The following is a 14,447-nucleotide window of genomic DNA, read 5'->3' as shown; positions in this document are numbered from 1 at the left end:
AGGATCACGCAAATGTTTGGCAAACGCGGAAACGAAGGCTTCGGCAAAAGCGGCACCCCGGGTCCCGCCGTTCCGCCGCCCGTGGTTGCTGCGCAACCGATGGCGACCGAGCGGTCCGCGGTTCCGGTTCTCGGCGAAACGACGTCCGCGATCCCGAAGATCCAGCCGGCCGCCCCATCGACGACCCGGCGTCGCACCGCGCGAACGGAAGACTATTACGATACGAAGTCGCAGGTATTTTCGGCGCTGATCGACACGATCGACCTGTCGCAGCTCGCCAAGCTCGACACCGAGAGCGCGCGCGAGGAAATCCGCGACATCGTCAACGACATCATCACGATCAAGAATTTCGCGATGTCGATCTCCGAGCAGGAAGAGCTGCTCGACGACATATGCAACGACGTGCTGGGGTATGGTCCGCTCGAACCGCTGCTTGCCCGCGACGACATCGCCGACATCATGGTTAATGGCGCCGGTCAGACCTTCATCGAAGTCGGCGGCAAGGTGCAGGAATCGGAAATCCGGTTTCGCGACAACGCGCAGCTGCTGTCGATCTGCCAGCGCATCGTCGGCCAGGTCGGCCGTCGCGTCGATGAATCGAGCCCAATCTGCGACGCCCGCCTGCCAGACGGATCCCGTGTCAACGTCATTGCCCCGCCGCTCGCCATCGACGGCACGGCGCTGACCATCCGCAAGTTCAAGAAGGACAAGCTGACGCTGGAGCAGCTCGTGCGCTTCGGTTCGGTAACGGCGGAGGGTGCCGTCCTTCTGCAGATCATCGGCCGCGTCCGCTGCAACATTGTCATCTCCGGTGGCACCGGCTCGGGCAAGACGACACTTCTCAACTGCCTCACGCGCTACATCGACGCCGACGAACGGGTCATTACCTGCGAGGACACGGCCGAGCTGCAGCTGCAGCAGCCGCATGTCGTGCGCCTGGAAACGCGCCCGCCGAACATCGAAGGCGAAGGTGAGATCACCATGCGCGACCTCATCAAGAACTGCCTGCGCATGCGCCCCGAACGCATCATCGTCGGCGAAGTGCGCGGACCAGAAGTTTTCGACCTGCTTCAGGCGATGAACACCGGCCATGACGGCTCGATGGGAACGATCCATGCCAACACGCCGCGCGAATGCTTGAGCCGTATGGAATCGATGATCGCCTTGGGTGGCTACAGCCTGCCAGCCAAAACCGTGCGCGAGATCATTGCCGGATCGGTTGATGTGATCATCCAGGCATCGCGTTTGCGCGACGGCTCCCGGCGCATTACCCACATAACCGAAGTGGTCGGCATGGAAGGTGACGTGATCATCACGCAGGACCTGATGCGCTACGAGATCGATGGCGAGGACGCCGGCGGACGTATCATTGGCCGCCACACGTCGACCGGCATCGGCCGGCCGCATTTCTGGGATCGCGCCCGCTACTTCAACGAGGATAAGCGTTTGGCCGCCACCCTTGACGCGATGGACAAGAACTAGGAGCTGCGATGTTCGGCATAGACATCACCGTTCTGGCGCTGGCCGCCCTTGTCGCAATATCGGCGGCGGCGCTCGCCTACGGCCTTTTGTTCTCGCGTATCGAAAGCGAAAAGAAGGCGGAAGGCCGCGTGCGTAAGGTCAGCGCGGCTGAAACGGACCGCGCCAAGGTGAAGGCCGCGCGGGACCGCGTGAGCGAACTGTCGAAGCGGCGCAAGTCCGTGCAGGATTCGCTGAAGGAACTCGAGAAGAAGCAACAGGAGCGCTCGGCCAAGTCTTCCCCTTCGATGAAGGTGCGACTGACCCAGGCGGACCTCTCAGTTTCCTTGGGGCGCTTCTATCTGTTCAGCGCGCTTTTCGGCGCCTTCGCCTTTCTCGTCGCCCTGATCATGGGAGCCGGGCCCGCTATAGGCCTCGGCATAGCAGTGATCGCCGGCCTTGGCCTACCCCGTTGGTTTGTCGGCTTCCTGATCAAGCGACGCTGCAAGAAGTTCCTGGAGGAGTTTCCGAACGCTCTCGAGACCATGGTCCGCTCGATCAAATCGGGCCTTCCTCTCAATGACGCGCTCCGCCTCATTGCCGCCGACGCGCAGGAGCCGGTGAAGACGGAGTTTCGCCGCGTGGTGGAATCACAGCAGGTCGGGTTGAGCGTCACTGATGCCTGTGCCCGCATGATCAATAGCATTCCCTTGCCGGAGGTGAACTTCTTCGCGATCGTGATCGCCATTCAGGCGCAGGCGGGCGGCAACCTTTCCGAAGCCCTCGGCAACCTGTCGAAGGTTCTGCGCGAACGTAGGAAGATGAGGGCGAAGGTCAGCGCGATGTCGATGGAGGCCAAGGCGTCGGCGTGCATCATTGGTGCCCTGCCGTTCATCGTTGCCTTGCTCGTTTATCTGACGTCACCCGCATACATGATGGTCCTGTTCACCGACCCGCGCGGCCACTTGATTATCGGTCTCGGCCTCTTCTGGATGAGCGTAGGCATCATGGTGATGCGCAACATGATCAATTTCGATATCTGAGGGGGCATCGATGAGCACGGGCCTGATCAAGACACTGACCGATCCGAACGTTGTCCTGGCCGTTCTGGTTTCGCTCGCCGTGCTCGCGACTTTTTATTCGCTGATCGTGCCGTTCTTCGAACGGGGCGACCTCGGAAAGCGGATGAAGTCGGTTGCGAGCGAGCGGGAACAAATCCGAGCACGCGAACGGGCGCGGCTTGCTGATATGCAGGGCGGCAGGGCGAGCCTGCGTGGCCAAAACAACGCCTCCATTCGCCAGATCGTCGAACGGCTCAATCTGCGCACGGCGCTCGTGGATGACAAGACGGTCAACCGTTTGAAAATGGCCGGCTTTCGCTCACAGAATGCCCTCAATACCTTCCTGTTTGCGCGTTTCTGCCTGCCCTTCCTGTTTCTGCTCGTCGCCCTCGTCTACATCTTCGGGCTCGGCAACTTTGCCGAGAAACCGCTGATGGTACGTCTCTTCTTTGCGATCGGTTTCGCCTATCTGGGCTTCTACGCGCCGAACATTATCGTCGCCAATGCCGTCTCCAAGCGTCAGGCTTCCATTCGTCGCGCCTGGCCGGATGCACTCGACCTTCTCTTGATCTGTGTCGAATCGGGTGTGTCGATGGAACTTGCCATGCGGCGTGTCGCCGACGAAATCGCAGCCCAGTCGCAGCCATTGGCGGAAGAACTCGTGCTGACGACGGCAGAACTTTCCTTCCTGCCCGAGCGTCGCGCAGCACTTGAAAACCTCGGTCTTCGCACCGGCCTCGAAGAGGTCAGGTCGGTGGTCCAGGCACTCATCCAGGCGGACCGCTACGGCACCCCGATCGCCCAGGCCTTGCGCGTCCTTGCGCAAGAAAGCCGCGATCAGCGCATGAACGCGGCGGAGAAGAAAGCGGCGGCGCTGCCGCCCAAGCTGACGGTGCCGATGATCCTGTTCTTTCTGCCCGTGCTGGTCGCCGTCATCCTTGGACCCGCCGGCATTCAGGTGGCCGACAAGTTCTAGACCACCCTGCGCTCAGACGAACGCACGAACGACGCTCTGGAACCTTGATTCCAGAGCGTCTTTTTTGCTTCCAGCGATTCCGCTCGAAGCGGGCTGCTCCAGCGAATTTCGGGGTGTAACTGAAAATCGTGTCGTCCGTTGCGCCCACTGTTTGGGGGACAGTGCCGGCTCACGACGCCGCGCGGTCTGACGCGCGTTAACGCATGCGTTTCTGAGGTGAAATACACCGGAGGAGGGGAGAGCCGCCTGACTGTGCCTTGACTGTAAGGTGCTCAGTTGGTCTTCGCTTCGTCAGCCTTCGCCAGCTGCTTCCACGCTCCCTGCTGGGAGAGCATTGAGCGCAGATAGGCGACGTTCGCTTCTGCCTGCTCGCTGGAAAGTTCCTGCCGGGCGATGGTCTCGGCCTCCTGAAAGCGGCCCTGAAGCCCGACGGCCAGCGCCAGGTTCTGGCGCACGCTGCTGTCAGCACCGGGCTGGGCCGCCGCCGATTTGAGATAGGTTTCGGCGGTACGGAGATCCTTGGTCAGAAGATAGGACATGCCGAGGTTGGAGAGCACCGACGGTTCGGTCGGCCTGAGTTCGAGCGCTTCGCGGTAGCGCGTGCGCGCCTCCTGCGGGCGTCCGAGTTGGTCGAGGATCGCGCCCTCGGCCGATTTCAGCTTCCAGTCCGGACGGTCCGGGGTCTGGGCGCGGCTGATCGTCGCCAGCGCCTGATCGAGCTGGCCGGCCGCGGCCTGCGCCTTGCCATAGGCACCGAGCACTTCCCGGTCCGACGGATTGTTGATCGCGACCTGCTGCATGACCGCGAGGGCCTGCTCGTTGCGGCCGGTCATACGCAGGAGGTTGGCGTAGTTGAGCCCGGCTTCGCGATCCTTGGGGTTCTTTTCATAGGCCTGGCCAACGCTTTCGGCCGCCGCCGAAAGCTCGGTCGCGGTCATCGACTGAACCGGCGTCGACGTTCTCGAAATCGAGCCCGTGGTCAGCTCCTTCTTCGGCTGATTGGCGCAGCCTGCGAGCGAGAGCGCCACCAGCGCAATCGCCGCGCCCTGGAAGAAGTGAGCGGCTTTCAACGGTGAAGTCGTGCGTTTGGCCATGAGTGTCCCCAGCATGCATTCGCGCACCTGAACTTCAGACAACACCGGCGCAACTTTCACTCCAGCAATAATCTGTTAACCCTAACGGAGCGTTAATGGCGCGATTCCATCTCTGTCAGCCGAGGACTTTCATGGCTCCCTATCAGTTCATCGAGCGGCCGTCGCCGTTCAACACCAGCGCCGGCAAGACCCTGCCGATCTTCGCGGTCACGCCGGCGCATATTGAGACGGGGACGATCGATCCGATCGCTTTGGACTGGGCGCGCAAGGCTGGCTTCACGGCCGAATCCGGCGCGGTGCTGTTGATCCCGTCCTCAGACGGCCATCTCGGCGGTGCGCTCTTCGGTCTCGGCAGCAACCCGTCGGAAGCGCCGTTTCTGGCCGGCAAGCTTGCGCGAGCACTGCCGGCAGGCAAGTGGCACATCGAAACCGCGCCGCTCACCGCCAACCGGCTGGCGCTCGGCTATGGCCTCGGTTCCTATCGCTTCGAGCGCTACAAATCCACCAAGGGCGAGCCGCCGACACTGCTGATCCCCGCCGACGCCGATGCGACCGATATCAAGCGGCAGCTCGCCGGCGTCTTCCTTGCGCGCGACCTGATCAACACGCCAACCAACGACATGGGTCCCGAGGCGCTCGAAGCGGCATTCCGCGCGCTTGCCGCCCACTACAAGGCCGATGTCTCGGTGATATCGGGCGAAGCGCTGCTGACGCAGAATTTCCCTCTGGTCCATACCGTTGGACGCGCCAGCGCCGAAGCTCCGCGCCTGCTTGAGCTGCGCTGGGGCAAGAAGGGCCACAAGAAGGTAACGCTGGTCGGCAAGGGCGTCTGCTTCGACACCGGCGGTCTCGACATCAAGCCGGCCGCCTCGATGCTCTTGATGAAGAAGGACATGGGCGGTGCCGCCAATGTCCTCGGCCTCGCGTTGATGATCATGGACGCCAAACTCAAGGTCGATCTGCGCGTCATCGTGCCGGTTGTCGAGAACTCGATCTCCGCCAATGCCTTCCGCCCCGGTGACATCTATCGCAGCCGCAAGGGGCTGACAGTTCAGATCGACAACACCGATGCCGAGGGCCGGCTGATCTTGGCCGATGCGCTCGCCTATGCCGACGAGGAGAAGACTGATCTTTTGGTCGACATGGCGACGCTCACCGGTGCCGCTCGCGTCGCGCTCGGCCCGGATCTACCGCCCTTCTTTACCGACGACGCCGACCTTGCCCATGATCTCTCGGAAGCAAGCCTCGAGGTCGACGATCCGATGTGGCGCATGCCGCTTTACAATGGCTACGACAAGGATGTCTCGGCACGGATCGCAGATCTCACCAATGCGCCGGCGGGTGGTATGGCCGGTTCAATCACTGCAGCGCTCTTCCTAAGGCGTTTCGTCACCAACACCAAGAGCTGGGTGCATTTCGACATCTTCGGATGGGCACAGTCCGAGCGGCCGCATTCGCCGGTTGGCGGCGAGGCGCAGGCGATCCGGGCGCTCTACCATCACGTCCAGAAGATGGCGAAATAGCCTATCGGAACGATTGGCAAGAAAGAAACGCTTGCGTAACGATCCGCCGCTATCGTGGCGGATCATCTTTCTGCGCAGGAGCCGCCATTGCCGATCGAGCTTACGCCTTCCCAGGCCCTCGGGCTTTGGCATACGGTGTCGCTCGCCCAGGTGCGCGTCGACAGCCGCGACCTGACCCTGCGGCAGCTGGCGATCCTTCTGCACATCTACCTCGTGCCACCGCCCCACACGGTGCGCGGACTGGCGGCGACGCTGGGCGTTACCAAGCCGGTCATCACCCGCGCGCTCGATACCATGGGCGCTCTTGGTCTCGTGGACCGGGTGCGTGACGATATCGACCGGCGCAACGTGATCATAAAACGCACCGTCGAAGGTGCGCTTTACCTTGAAAAACTCGGCGATCTGATCATTCTTCATGGTCGCAAATTGACCTTGTGAGTCTCAGCCATGTCGCAACTGCCGGACCGTCGTCTCAACGCCTATCGCAGCGATCTCGCCGAAATCGCGCTTCGCGGCCAGGTCGAGGCGGAGCGTTATGTCGAGGGAGAGGTGGCGACGCTCGCCGTGCCGGTCGCGCCGCTGCGTGCTCGCCCGGACGCCGCTTGCGGCACGGACACCGAGGTGCTCTATGGCGAGGGCGTGCGGGTGCTTGATACGGCCGAGGGCTGGGCCTGGGTCAAAGCCGATCTCGACGGCTATGTCGGCTATCTGCCGGAGACGGCTCTTCTGCGGCAGACGACCGTTCCGACCCATATCGTCACCGTGCCGCGCACATTCGTCTACAACGGTGCCGACCTCAAGTTTCCGCATGCCCTCGCTCTCTCGATGGGAAGCCGTGTCGCGGTCATCGGCGAGGCGGAAACGCGTGGCACGCGCTACTTCCTGCTTGAGGGCGGCCGCGCGATCGTCGCCAATCATTGTGCGCCCGTTGGCCACGCCGTCAGCGCCGACTACGTCACCGTCGCCACCCGCTTCCTGGAGACGCCCTATCTGTGGGGCGGCCGCTCCGGCTTCGGCATCGATTGCTCAGGCCTCGTCCAGACGTCGATGTTGATGGCAGGCCGTGTAGTCGAGCGCGATTCCGACATGCAGGCGGCTCGGCTCGGCATGCCGATCGCTCGTGAAGAGTTGCGGCGCGGCGATCTCGTGTTCTGGAAGGGCCATGTCGCGATCATGGAAGACGAACGCACGCTGATCCATGCCAACGGCCACACCATGTCGGTCGCGCATGAAGGATTGGAAGAGGCGATCGCTCGCATTGGCTGGCTCTATGACCAGCCGACCGGCTATCGACGGCCCTGAAGCAAGCCACGTGCAGGCGGGTTGATTCCGCCGCACCTCGCTTCCGCTAAATCAATAGCCGGCTACTTTGTCGACCACGTGTTCGAGCGATTGACCGCTTTCGAAGCGGGCGATCTGCTGCTCGACATGGCGGAACAGCGCCTTGACGTCGGAGGATGCCGCCACATGCGGTGTGACATAGACGTTCGGCATCGTCCAGAAGCGGCTGTCGCTGGCAAGCGGTTCCTCTTCGAAGACATCGAGCGAGGCGCCGCCGAGCACACCACTGTCCAGCGCGCTCAGGATATCCGCTTCGACCTGGCTGCCGCCGCGACCGGCATTGATGAAAACAGGCGCGCCAAACGGACCGTTGCGGCTGAGCTTGGCAAACAGGCGCAGATTGAAAATGCCACGGGTGTCCGGCGTCAGCGGCAGCAGACCGACGAGGAAATCCGTGCGCGCCAGGAACGTGTCGAGCTCGCTGCCGCCGAAGGTCTCGATGCCTGCGACGTCTCGCTTGCTGCGCGACCAGCCGACGACCTTGAATCCCATGGTGGAGAGCTTGCGGGCGGCGTCCTGGCCAAGCACGCCCATGCCCATGATGCCGACCGTGATGTCTGCGGCTTCCGGCTGGGTCAGATCGCGCCATTCGCGCTTCGCCGCTAGCGCCTCATAGGCGCGGTGCTGGCGCAGATGCAGAAGACATTGCATGACGACCCACTCGCTCATGCGCGTCGTCAGCGTCTGATCGACGAAGCGCACCAGCGGCACCTCGGGAAGCCCGGGAAGCGTCAGCACGTGATCGACGCCGGCGCCGCCGGAGAAGACCACCTTGAGATCCGGCGCCCGCTCGAAGAGATCCGGCGCCGATTTCCACACCACTGCATAGTCGATCCCCGAGAGATCGCGGTTGTGGTGCACGACGTCGGCGCGATTGATCACCTCGCGATCGGGAAAGGCGCCGCGAAGAGCCGCCTCGACCTCCTCCGGAATGAACTTCAGATCGACGATGACGGGGCTCTTTGCGGACATTGCGGGCACTCTACTGGCGGATCGCGGTGAGATTGACGGCTTCGAGGTTGAAGGCCGCTGCCATCAGCGCCTTCGTGTAATCTTCGCTCGGCGCATTGAAGATGCGCTCGGCCGGCCCCTGTTCCACCACCTTGCCCAGGCGCATCACGATCATCTCGTTGGCAAGCGCCCGCACGACCTTCAGGTCATGGCTGATGAACAGATAGGCGAGATCGTGTTTGCTCTGCAGGTCGCGCAAGAGATCGACCACCTGCGCCTGCACGCTCATGTCGAGCGCCGAGGTTGGTTCGTCGAGCATGACGAATTGCGGCTTCAGCACCATGGCACGCGCAATGGCGATGCGCTGGCGCTGGCCGCCGGAAAATTCGTGCGGGTAGCGCCAGCGGGTCGAAGGATCGAGGCCGACTTCTTCGAGAGCGGCGGCGACGCGGGCATCGCGCTCGTTTTCCGAAAGCGAACGTTCATGGATCTTCAGGCCTTCGGCGATGATATCGGCCACCGACATGCGCGGGCTGAGCGAGCCATAGGGGTCCTGAAAGACGATCTGCATCCGGTTTCGAAGTGGCCGCATTTCGTTGAAGCTGTAGCGGTCGATGTCCTTGCCGATAAAGGCGATGCGGCCCTTCGACGAGATCAGCCGCGTCAGCGCCAGGCCGAGCGTCGTCTTGCCGGAACCGGATTCGCCGACGACCCCGAGCGTCTGGCCGGCGCGCAGCTTCAGGTCGATGCCGTCGACCGCCTTAACGTGGTCGACCACCTTGCGCAGAAAGCCGGCCTTGATCGGGAACCAGACCCTCATGTCGGAGGCTTCCAACACGAGCGGCTTCGACGCGTCTGACGGCGGCGGGTTGCCCTTCGGTTCGGAGGCGAGCAGATGGCGGGTATAGGCGTGCTGCGGATTGGCGAAGATCTCGGCGGTCGGGCCGGTCTCGACGATCTTGCCCTTGGTCATCACGCAGACCCGGTCGGCGATCTTGCGCACGATGCCGAGGTCGTGGGTGATGAACAGCATCGACATGCCGTGCTCGTCCTTGAGCGTCTTCAGAAGCTCGAGGATCTGCGCCTGCACCGTGACGTCGAGCGCCGTTGTCGGCTCGTCGGCGATCAAGAGCTCGGGCCGGTTGGCAAGCGCCATGGCGATCATGACGCGCTGGCGCTGGCCACCGGAGAGCTCGTGCGGATAGGCGCTGAGGCGCTTCTCCGGCTCGCGGATACCGACCTGATTGAGAAGCTCGAGAATGCGGGTGCGCGCAGCGGCTCCTTCGAGCCGCTGGTGCAGTTCGAGGATCTCGCCGATCTGCCGCTCGATCGAATGCAGCGGGTTGAGCGAGGTCATCGGCTCCTGGAAGATCATGGTGATGTCGTTGCCGCGCACGTTGCGCAGCTCCGCATCGCCGGCCTTCAACAGGTCCTTGCCGTTGAAGACGATCTCGCCGCTCGGGTGGCTCGCGGACGGATAGGGCAGCAGCTTCAGGATCGAATTGGCCGAAACCGACTTGCCCGAACCGGATTCGCCGACAAGCGCCACGGTTTCCCCGCGCTTGATCTCGAAGGAGATGTGGTCGACGGCGATCGAGGTGTTGCCGCCCTGGTGAAAGGCGACCGAGAGGTCGCGGACGGAGAGGATGGGATCTGTCATCGTCGCGCTCACCGGAATGTCTTTCTCGGGTCGAAGGCATCGCGCGTTGCTTCACCGACGAAGATCAGCAGCGATAGCATCAGCGACATGACGCAGAAGGCCGTCAGCCCGAGCCAGGGTGCCTGCAGGTTGGATTTGCCCTGCGCGATCATCTCGCCGAGCGAAGGCGAGCCCGGTGGCATGCCGAAACCGAGGAAGTCGAGCGATGTCAGCGTCGTGATCGAGCCGGAGAGGATGAAGGGCAGGAAGGTCAGCGTTGCGACCATCGCGTTCGGCAGCAGGTGGCGGTACATGATCGTGCCGTTGCCGACGCCGAGCGCGCGCGCCGCATTCACATACTCGAAATTGCGCGCCCTCAAGAACTCGGCGCGCACGACGCCGACGAAGCCGACCCAGGAAAACAAGAGCATGATGCCGAGCAGGATGAAGAAGCCGGGCGGCAGAATCGCGGCAATGATCAACAGGATGTAAAGCACCGGCATTGACGACCAGATCTCGATGAAGCGCTGCATCAGGAGATCGGTCCAGCCGCCGAAATAGCCCTGGACAGCACCGGCGGTCACGCCGATCACCGCCGAGGCAATGGTCAGCGTCAGGCCGAACAGCACCGAGAGACGGAAGCCGTAGATCATGCGCGCAAACACGTCGCGGGCCTGATCGTCGGTGCCAAGCCAGTTGAGATTGCCGACGATGCAGTTGCGGTCATTCCGCCCCTCCGGATAGGCGGAGCAGCGCTCCTCCTTGTCCATCAGCCAGAAGGGTTTGGTGGGCGCCGAATGTGGGATGTTGGAATTGACGGTCTGATAGGAGTAGCGGACCGGCGGCCAGACCATCCAGCCATTGGCCTCGATTTCGTCGCGGATGAAGTCGGAGCGGTAGTCGGTCTCGGCAAGGAAGCCGCCGAACTTTTCCTCCGGGTAGTCGATGACAACAGGGAAGAGAAGCTCGCCCTTGTAGGAGGCGACGATCGGCCTGTCATTGGCGATGAACTCGCCAACAAGGCTCAGCCCAAAGAGCGCAAGGAAGATCCAGAGCGACCAGTAGCCGCGTCGGTTCGCCCTAAAATTCTGCCAGCGCCGCTGGTTGACCGGAGACAGCCAGCCGCGCGGGGGCACCTCCACGCGGCTTGTCGGAGAGGTCGTCACGTCCACCATCAGACGTCCCTCCGCTCGAAGTCGATGCGCGGATCGACCCAGGTGTAGATGAGGTCCGACAGCAGGCTGACGAGCAGACCCATCAGCGAGAAGATGAAGAGCGTTGCAAAGACGATCGGGTAGTCACGCTTGACGACCGAATCATAACCGAGGCGACCGAGGCCATCGAGCGAAAAGATGTACTCGATCAGCAGCGACCCGGTGAAGAAGGCCGAGATGAAGGCGCCCGGGAAGCCGGCGATGATGATCAGCATGGCGTTACGGAACACGTGGCCGTAGAGCACCTGGCGATCGTTGAGACCCTTCGCCCGCGCCGTCGTCACATATTGCTTCTTGATCTCGTCGATGAAGGAATTCTTGGTGAGCAGCGTGGTGGTCGCAAATGCCGAAAGCAGCAGCGTGATCAGCGGCAGCGTCATGTGCCAGATGTAGTCGAGTGGCTTCTGCCACCAGGGCAGTTGCCAGAAATTGTCGGAGACAATGCCGCGGAGCGGGAACCAGTCGAAGAACGACCCGCCGGCGAAGATGACGATCAAGAGGATGCCGAACAGGAAGCTCGGCACGGCATAGCCGATGACGATGATGCCGGAGGTCCAGACGTCGAAGGCCGAGCCGTCGGAAACCGCCTTCTTGATGCCCAGCGGGATGGAGATTGCGTAGGAAAACAGCAGAATCCAGAGGCCGAGCGAGATCGAGACCGGCATCTTCTCCTTGATGAGATCGATGACCGAGGTGTTGCGGAAGAAGCTCTCGCCGAAATCGAAGCGGATGTAATTCCACATCATCGTCGCGAAGCGCTCAAGCGGCGGCTTGTCGAAGCCGAATTGCTTCTCGAGCTTGGCGATGAATTCCGGATCTAGCCCTTGCGCGCCGCGATAGCGGCCGCCTTCATCCCCCCCCGACGGCATCAGGTCGCCGCTGCTGCCGCTCAAGCGGTCCGAGCCGCCGCCAGCATTGGTGAGATCCGAAATCACCTGCTCGACCGGGCCGCCCGGTGCGAACTGTACGATGGCGAAGGAGATCGCCATGATCCCGAAGATCGTTGGTATCATCAGAAGCAGGCGGCGCAGGATATAGGCACCCATCAGGCGAGCCTTTCGATCGACGTGTGGGCGATGGCCCGGACCGGCGAAGCGTCGGCATGCCGTCTATGGTGTTTCAATCCCTGTGTCTCCTTGCGGCTGTCAGGCCCGGATCGGGGCTTGTTTCAGTGATTCGTTTTTTTGCATTTGGAATCGAGACGCCATCCGAGTGCAAGGACTTCATTTGGGGGTGGCGTTTTTCGACCACCAGGCATCCGGGAAGCCTGTGCCGTAATAGGGAAGTTCCTTCGTGTGGGCGAGGTGGTTCCAATAGGCGACGCGCACCGACTTCGAATAGAAGAGCGGCACGACGTAGTGGTGGGCGAGAAGGACGCGGTCGAGCGCCCGCGTGGTCGCGACCAGTTCATCGCGGTTCGGCGCGAAGATCACTCTGCGAATGAGCTCGTCGATCGCCGGATCGGCGATCCCGGCATAGTTTCTCGACCCCTGCTGGTTGACCGAGGATGAGCCCCAATAGTCGAGTTGCTCGTTGCCGGGCACCAGTGTCTGCGCCCAGATGCCGTAGATCATGTCATAGTCGAAGCTTCTGACGCGATTGGTGTACTGGGAGTCATCGACGGTGCGGATGCGGGCATCGATACCGATCTTCTTCACACTGTTGATGAACGGGGTGACCGTGCGCTCGAAAGACGGGTTGGACAGAAGCAGTTCGAAGCTGAAGGGTTCGCCAGTCTTCACGTTGACGAGGCGGTTGCCCTTCAGTTCGTAACCGGCCTCCTTGAACAGCGCGAGCGCCTTGCGCAGGTTGTCGCGCACCTTTTGCGGGTCGCCATTGATGGGGTTGGTGTAGGGCGTGGTGAAGACCTCGGCCGGAACCTTGTCCTTCAGCTCCTCCAGGATGGCCTTTTCCCGGCCTTCAGGCAAAGCGGATGAGGCAAGCTCGGTGCCCCAGAAGTAACTGTCGACACGCTGGAAGGCATTGTAGGCGAGATTGCGGTTGAGATCCTCGAAGTCGAAGGCGTAGTTTAGCGCCTCGCGCACGCGCTGGTCCCGGAATTTTTCTCGGCGCATGTTCGGCACAAAGGCCTGCATGATCCCGGCCGCGCGCAAGGGGTTCTCGATTTCCTCGCGGATCACGCGGCCATCCTTCATGGCCGGAAAATCATAGGCCGTCGCCCAATGGCTGGCGCTGTTGTCCTGGTAGAAATCGACATTGCCGGCGCGGAACGCCTCGAATTGTACGTTCCGGTCGCTGAAGAAGGCGTAGGTGATCGTACCGAAATTATACTGACCGACATTCACGTTGAGGTTTTTGCCCCAATAGTCGTCCCTGCGTTCGAAGCGGATGGAGCCGCCGGCCTGGAACGAAGCGATCTTGTAGGGGCCGGAGCCCATGACCGGTTCAAGCGTCGTGCGGCTGATGTCGCGTTTGTTGCCTTTCTCGTCCTGTCCTTCCCACCAATGCTTCGGCAGGATCGGGAACTGGCCGAGAATGTTTGGCAGTTCGTGGTTGTTCTTCTCGTCGAAGCGGAAAGTAACGTCGCGCTCGCCCGTCTTTTCCGCCGAAACGACGTGGCGGTAGTAGTTGGACAGGAGCGGATTGTGCTCCTTCACCTTTTCAAACGAGAAGACGACATCCTCAGGCGTCACTGGCTTGCCGTCCGCCCACTTCGCCTCGGCGCGAAGACGAAAAGTGGCGGAGGAAATATCATCGGGATAGGAGACGCCCTCGGCTAGCAGACCGTAGGCCGTGGTGATCTCATCCTCAGCGGATTTCAGCAGGGTGTCGAAGACGAGGGAGGTAACACCGCTCGCCGCCTCGCCCTTGGAAAGGATCGGATTGAACGTGTCGAAGGTGCCGCTTTCGGAGAGGTTCAATTCGCCGCCTTTGGGCGCATCCGCATTGACATAGTCGAAGCGGGCAAAGTCAGGCTTGTATTTCAGTTCACCGATTGACGACGTGCCATGACGCCAGACGGGCTGATCTTCGGCGTTCGATGCAGGAGGAAAGAGAAGAAACGCTGCTGTCAGAAGCGAGGCAGCGAGGCCAGGTTTCACGGTCCTGCAGAAGTTTGGCATCCAGCCGGTACCCCTTATATTTCAATCTTCTTTTGCGAGAGCATAGGCGAAATCCGGGCAATTGACAGGCACCGCCGCAAATCAGGCAAAATTTTTGAGTCACATCC

General features: G+C 61.9%; 12 protein-coding genes. 6 read left to right on the top strand and 6 right to left on the bottom strand.

From position 1 onward, the window contains the following. Window positions 1-12: 12 nt before the first annotated feature. Genes ACTJKE_RS32295 through ACTJKE_RS32285 form a run of 3 tightly spaced genes read left to right on the top strand, consistent with a single transcriptional unit; the run spans window position 13 to window position 3,495 of the window. A complete protein-coding gene (locus tag ACTJKE_RS32295; protein WP_057247730.1) occupies window positions 13-1,482 on the top strand; it encodes a CpaF family protein in 1,470 nt (489 codons plus the stop codon). A gap of 8 nt (window positions 1,483-1,490) precedes the next feature. After that, entirely contained in the window at window positions 1,491-2,501 is a 1,011-nt protein-coding gene (locus ACTJKE_RS32290; protein ID WP_057247731.1) for a type II secretion system F family protein, read from the top strand. A gap of 10 nt (window positions 2,502-2,511) precedes the next feature. Further along, complete coding sequence (locus tag ACTJKE_RS32285) at window positions 2,512-3,495, top strand: type II secretion system F family protein (RefSeq protein WP_057247732.1); 984 nt, start codon at window positions 2,512-2,514, stop codon at window positions 3,493-3,495. A 272-nt stretch (window positions 3,496-3,767) separates the two neighbouring features. Here ACTJKE_RS32285 and ACTJKE_RS32280 read toward each other — a convergent pair whose 3' ends face one another. After that, entirely contained in the window at window positions 3,768-4,589 is an 822-nt protein-coding gene (locus ACTJKE_RS32280) for a tetratricopeptide repeat protein (protein ID WP_113132917.1), read from the bottom strand. A gap of 131 nt (window positions 4,590-4,720) precedes the next feature. On the opposite strand from ACTJKE_RS32280, the gene ACTJKE_RS32275 reads away from it, so the two are divergent. The 3 genes from ACTJKE_RS32275 to ACTJKE_RS32265 all read left to right on the top strand — a co-directional run bounded on the left by ACTJKE_RS32275 (window position 4,721) and on the right by ACTJKE_RS32265 (window position 7,414). Beyond that, window positions 4,721-6,112 (top strand): leucyl aminopeptidase family protein, encoded by a 1,392-nt coding sequence (locus ACTJKE_RS32275; RefSeq protein WP_057247734.1) that lies wholly within the window; start codon window positions 4,721-4,723, stop codon window positions 6,110-6,112. An 87-nt stretch (window positions 6,113-6,199) separates the two neighbouring features. Then, window positions 6,200-6,550, top strand: a complete 351-nt coding sequence (locus ACTJKE_RS32270; RefSeq protein ID WP_057248220.1) for a MarR family transcriptional regulator — start codon at window positions 6,200-6,202, stop codon at window positions 6,548-6,550. A 9-nt stretch (window positions 6,551-6,559) separates the two neighbouring features. Continuing rightward, window positions 6,560-7,414, top strand: coding sequence for a C40 family peptidase (locus ACTJKE_RS32265; protein WP_113132916.1), 855 nt, complete (start codon window positions 6,560-6,562; stop codon window positions 7,412-7,414). A gap of 51 nt (window positions 7,415-7,465) precedes the next feature. Here ACTJKE_RS32265 and ACTJKE_RS32260 read toward each other — a convergent pair whose 3' ends face one another. From ACTJKE_RS32260 to ACTJKE_RS32240, 5 genes are all read right to left on the bottom strand, one after another. Then, complete coding sequence (locus ACTJKE_RS32260) at window positions 7,466-8,425, bottom strand: 2-hydroxyacid dehydrogenase (protein WP_058328330.1); 960 nt, start codon at window positions 8,423-8,425, stop codon at window positions 7,466-7,468. 10 nt (window positions 8,426-8,435) lie between these two features. Beyond that, complete coding sequence (locus tag ACTJKE_RS32255) at window positions 8,436-10,064, bottom strand: ABC transporter ATP-binding protein (RefSeq protein ID WP_113132930.1); 1,629 nt, start codon at window positions 10,062-10,064, stop codon at window positions 8,436-8,438. 8 nt (window positions 10,065-10,072) lie between these two features. Beyond that, the gene (locus ACTJKE_RS32250; protein ID WP_112994247.1) at window positions 10,073-11,218 is read right to left on the bottom strand and encodes an ABC transporter permease; all 1,146 of its coding nucleotides are present in this window, start codon (window positions 11,216-11,218) and stop codon (window positions 10,073-10,075) included. Further along, a complete protein-coding gene (locus ACTJKE_RS32245; protein WP_058328328.1) occupies window positions 11,218-12,303 on the bottom strand; it encodes a microcin C ABC transporter permease YejB in 1,086 nt (361 codons plus the stop codon). Before ACTJKE_RS32245 ends, ACTJKE_RS32250 begins: the two co-directional genes overlap by 1 nt. Before the next feature lie 177 nt (window positions 12,304-12,480). Continuing rightward, window positions 12,481-14,340, bottom strand: coding sequence for an extracellular solute-binding protein (locus tag ACTJKE_RS32240; protein ID WP_112994246.1), 1,860 nt, complete (start codon window positions 14,338-14,340; stop codon window positions 12,481-12,483). Window positions 14,341-14,447: the final 107 nt, after the last annotated feature.

The organism is Ensifer sp. 22521 (assembly GCF_052044795.1).
GTDB lineage: Bacteria > Pseudomonadota > Alphaproteobacteria > Rhizobiales > Rhizobiaceae > Ensifer.
The sequence above is the reverse complement of the archived record's forward strand: the minus strand, read 5'-3'. Positions and strand labels throughout refer to the sequence as shown.

Excerpts from the sequence above, each read along its gene's own strand:
- ACTJKE_RS32295 (WP_057247730.1), top strand. The coding sequence starts at position 13 with ATGTTTGGCAAACGCGGAAACGAAGGCTTCGGCAAAAGCGGCACCCCG.
- ACTJKE_RS32290 (WP_057247731.1), top strand. The coding sequence starts at position 1,491 with ATGTTCGGCATAGACATCACCGTTCTGGCGCTGGCCGCCCTTGTCGCA.
- ACTJKE_RS32285 (WP_057247732.1), top strand. The coding sequence starts at position 2,512 with ATGAGCACGGGCCTGATCAAGACACTGACCGATCCGAACGTTGTCCTG.
- ACTJKE_RS32280 (WP_113132917.1), bottom strand. The coding sequence starts at position 4,589 with ATGGCCAAACGCACGACTTCACCGTTGAAAGCCGCTCACTTCTTCCAG.
- ACTJKE_RS32275 (WP_057247734.1), top strand. The coding sequence starts at position 4,721 with ATGGCTCCCTATCAGTTCATCGAGCGGCCGTCGCCGTTCAACACCAGC.
- ACTJKE_RS32265 (WP_113132916.1), top strand. The coding sequence starts at position 6,560 with ATGTCGCAACTGCCGGACCGTCGTCTCAACGCCTATCGCAGCGATCTC.
- ACTJKE_RS32260 (WP_058328330.1), bottom strand. The coding sequence starts at position 8,425 with ATGTCCGCAAAGAGCCCCGTCATCGTCGATCTGAAGTTCATTCCGGAG.
- ACTJKE_RS32255 (WP_113132930.1), bottom strand. The coding sequence starts at position 10,064 with ATGACAGATCCCATCCTCTCCGTCCGCGACCTCTCGGTCGCCTTTCAC.
- ACTJKE_RS32250 (WP_112994247.1), bottom strand. The coding sequence starts at position 11,218 with ATGGTGGACGTGACGACCTCTCCGACAAGCCGCGTGGAGGTGCCCCCG.
- ACTJKE_RS32245 (WP_058328328.1), bottom strand. The coding sequence starts at position 12,303 with ATGGGTGCCTATATCCTGCGCCGCCTGCTTCTGATGATACCAACGATC.
- ACTJKE_RS32240 (WP_112994246.1), bottom strand. The coding sequence starts at position 14,340 with ATGCCAAACTTCTGCAGGACCGTGAAACCTGGCCTCGCTGCCTCGCTT.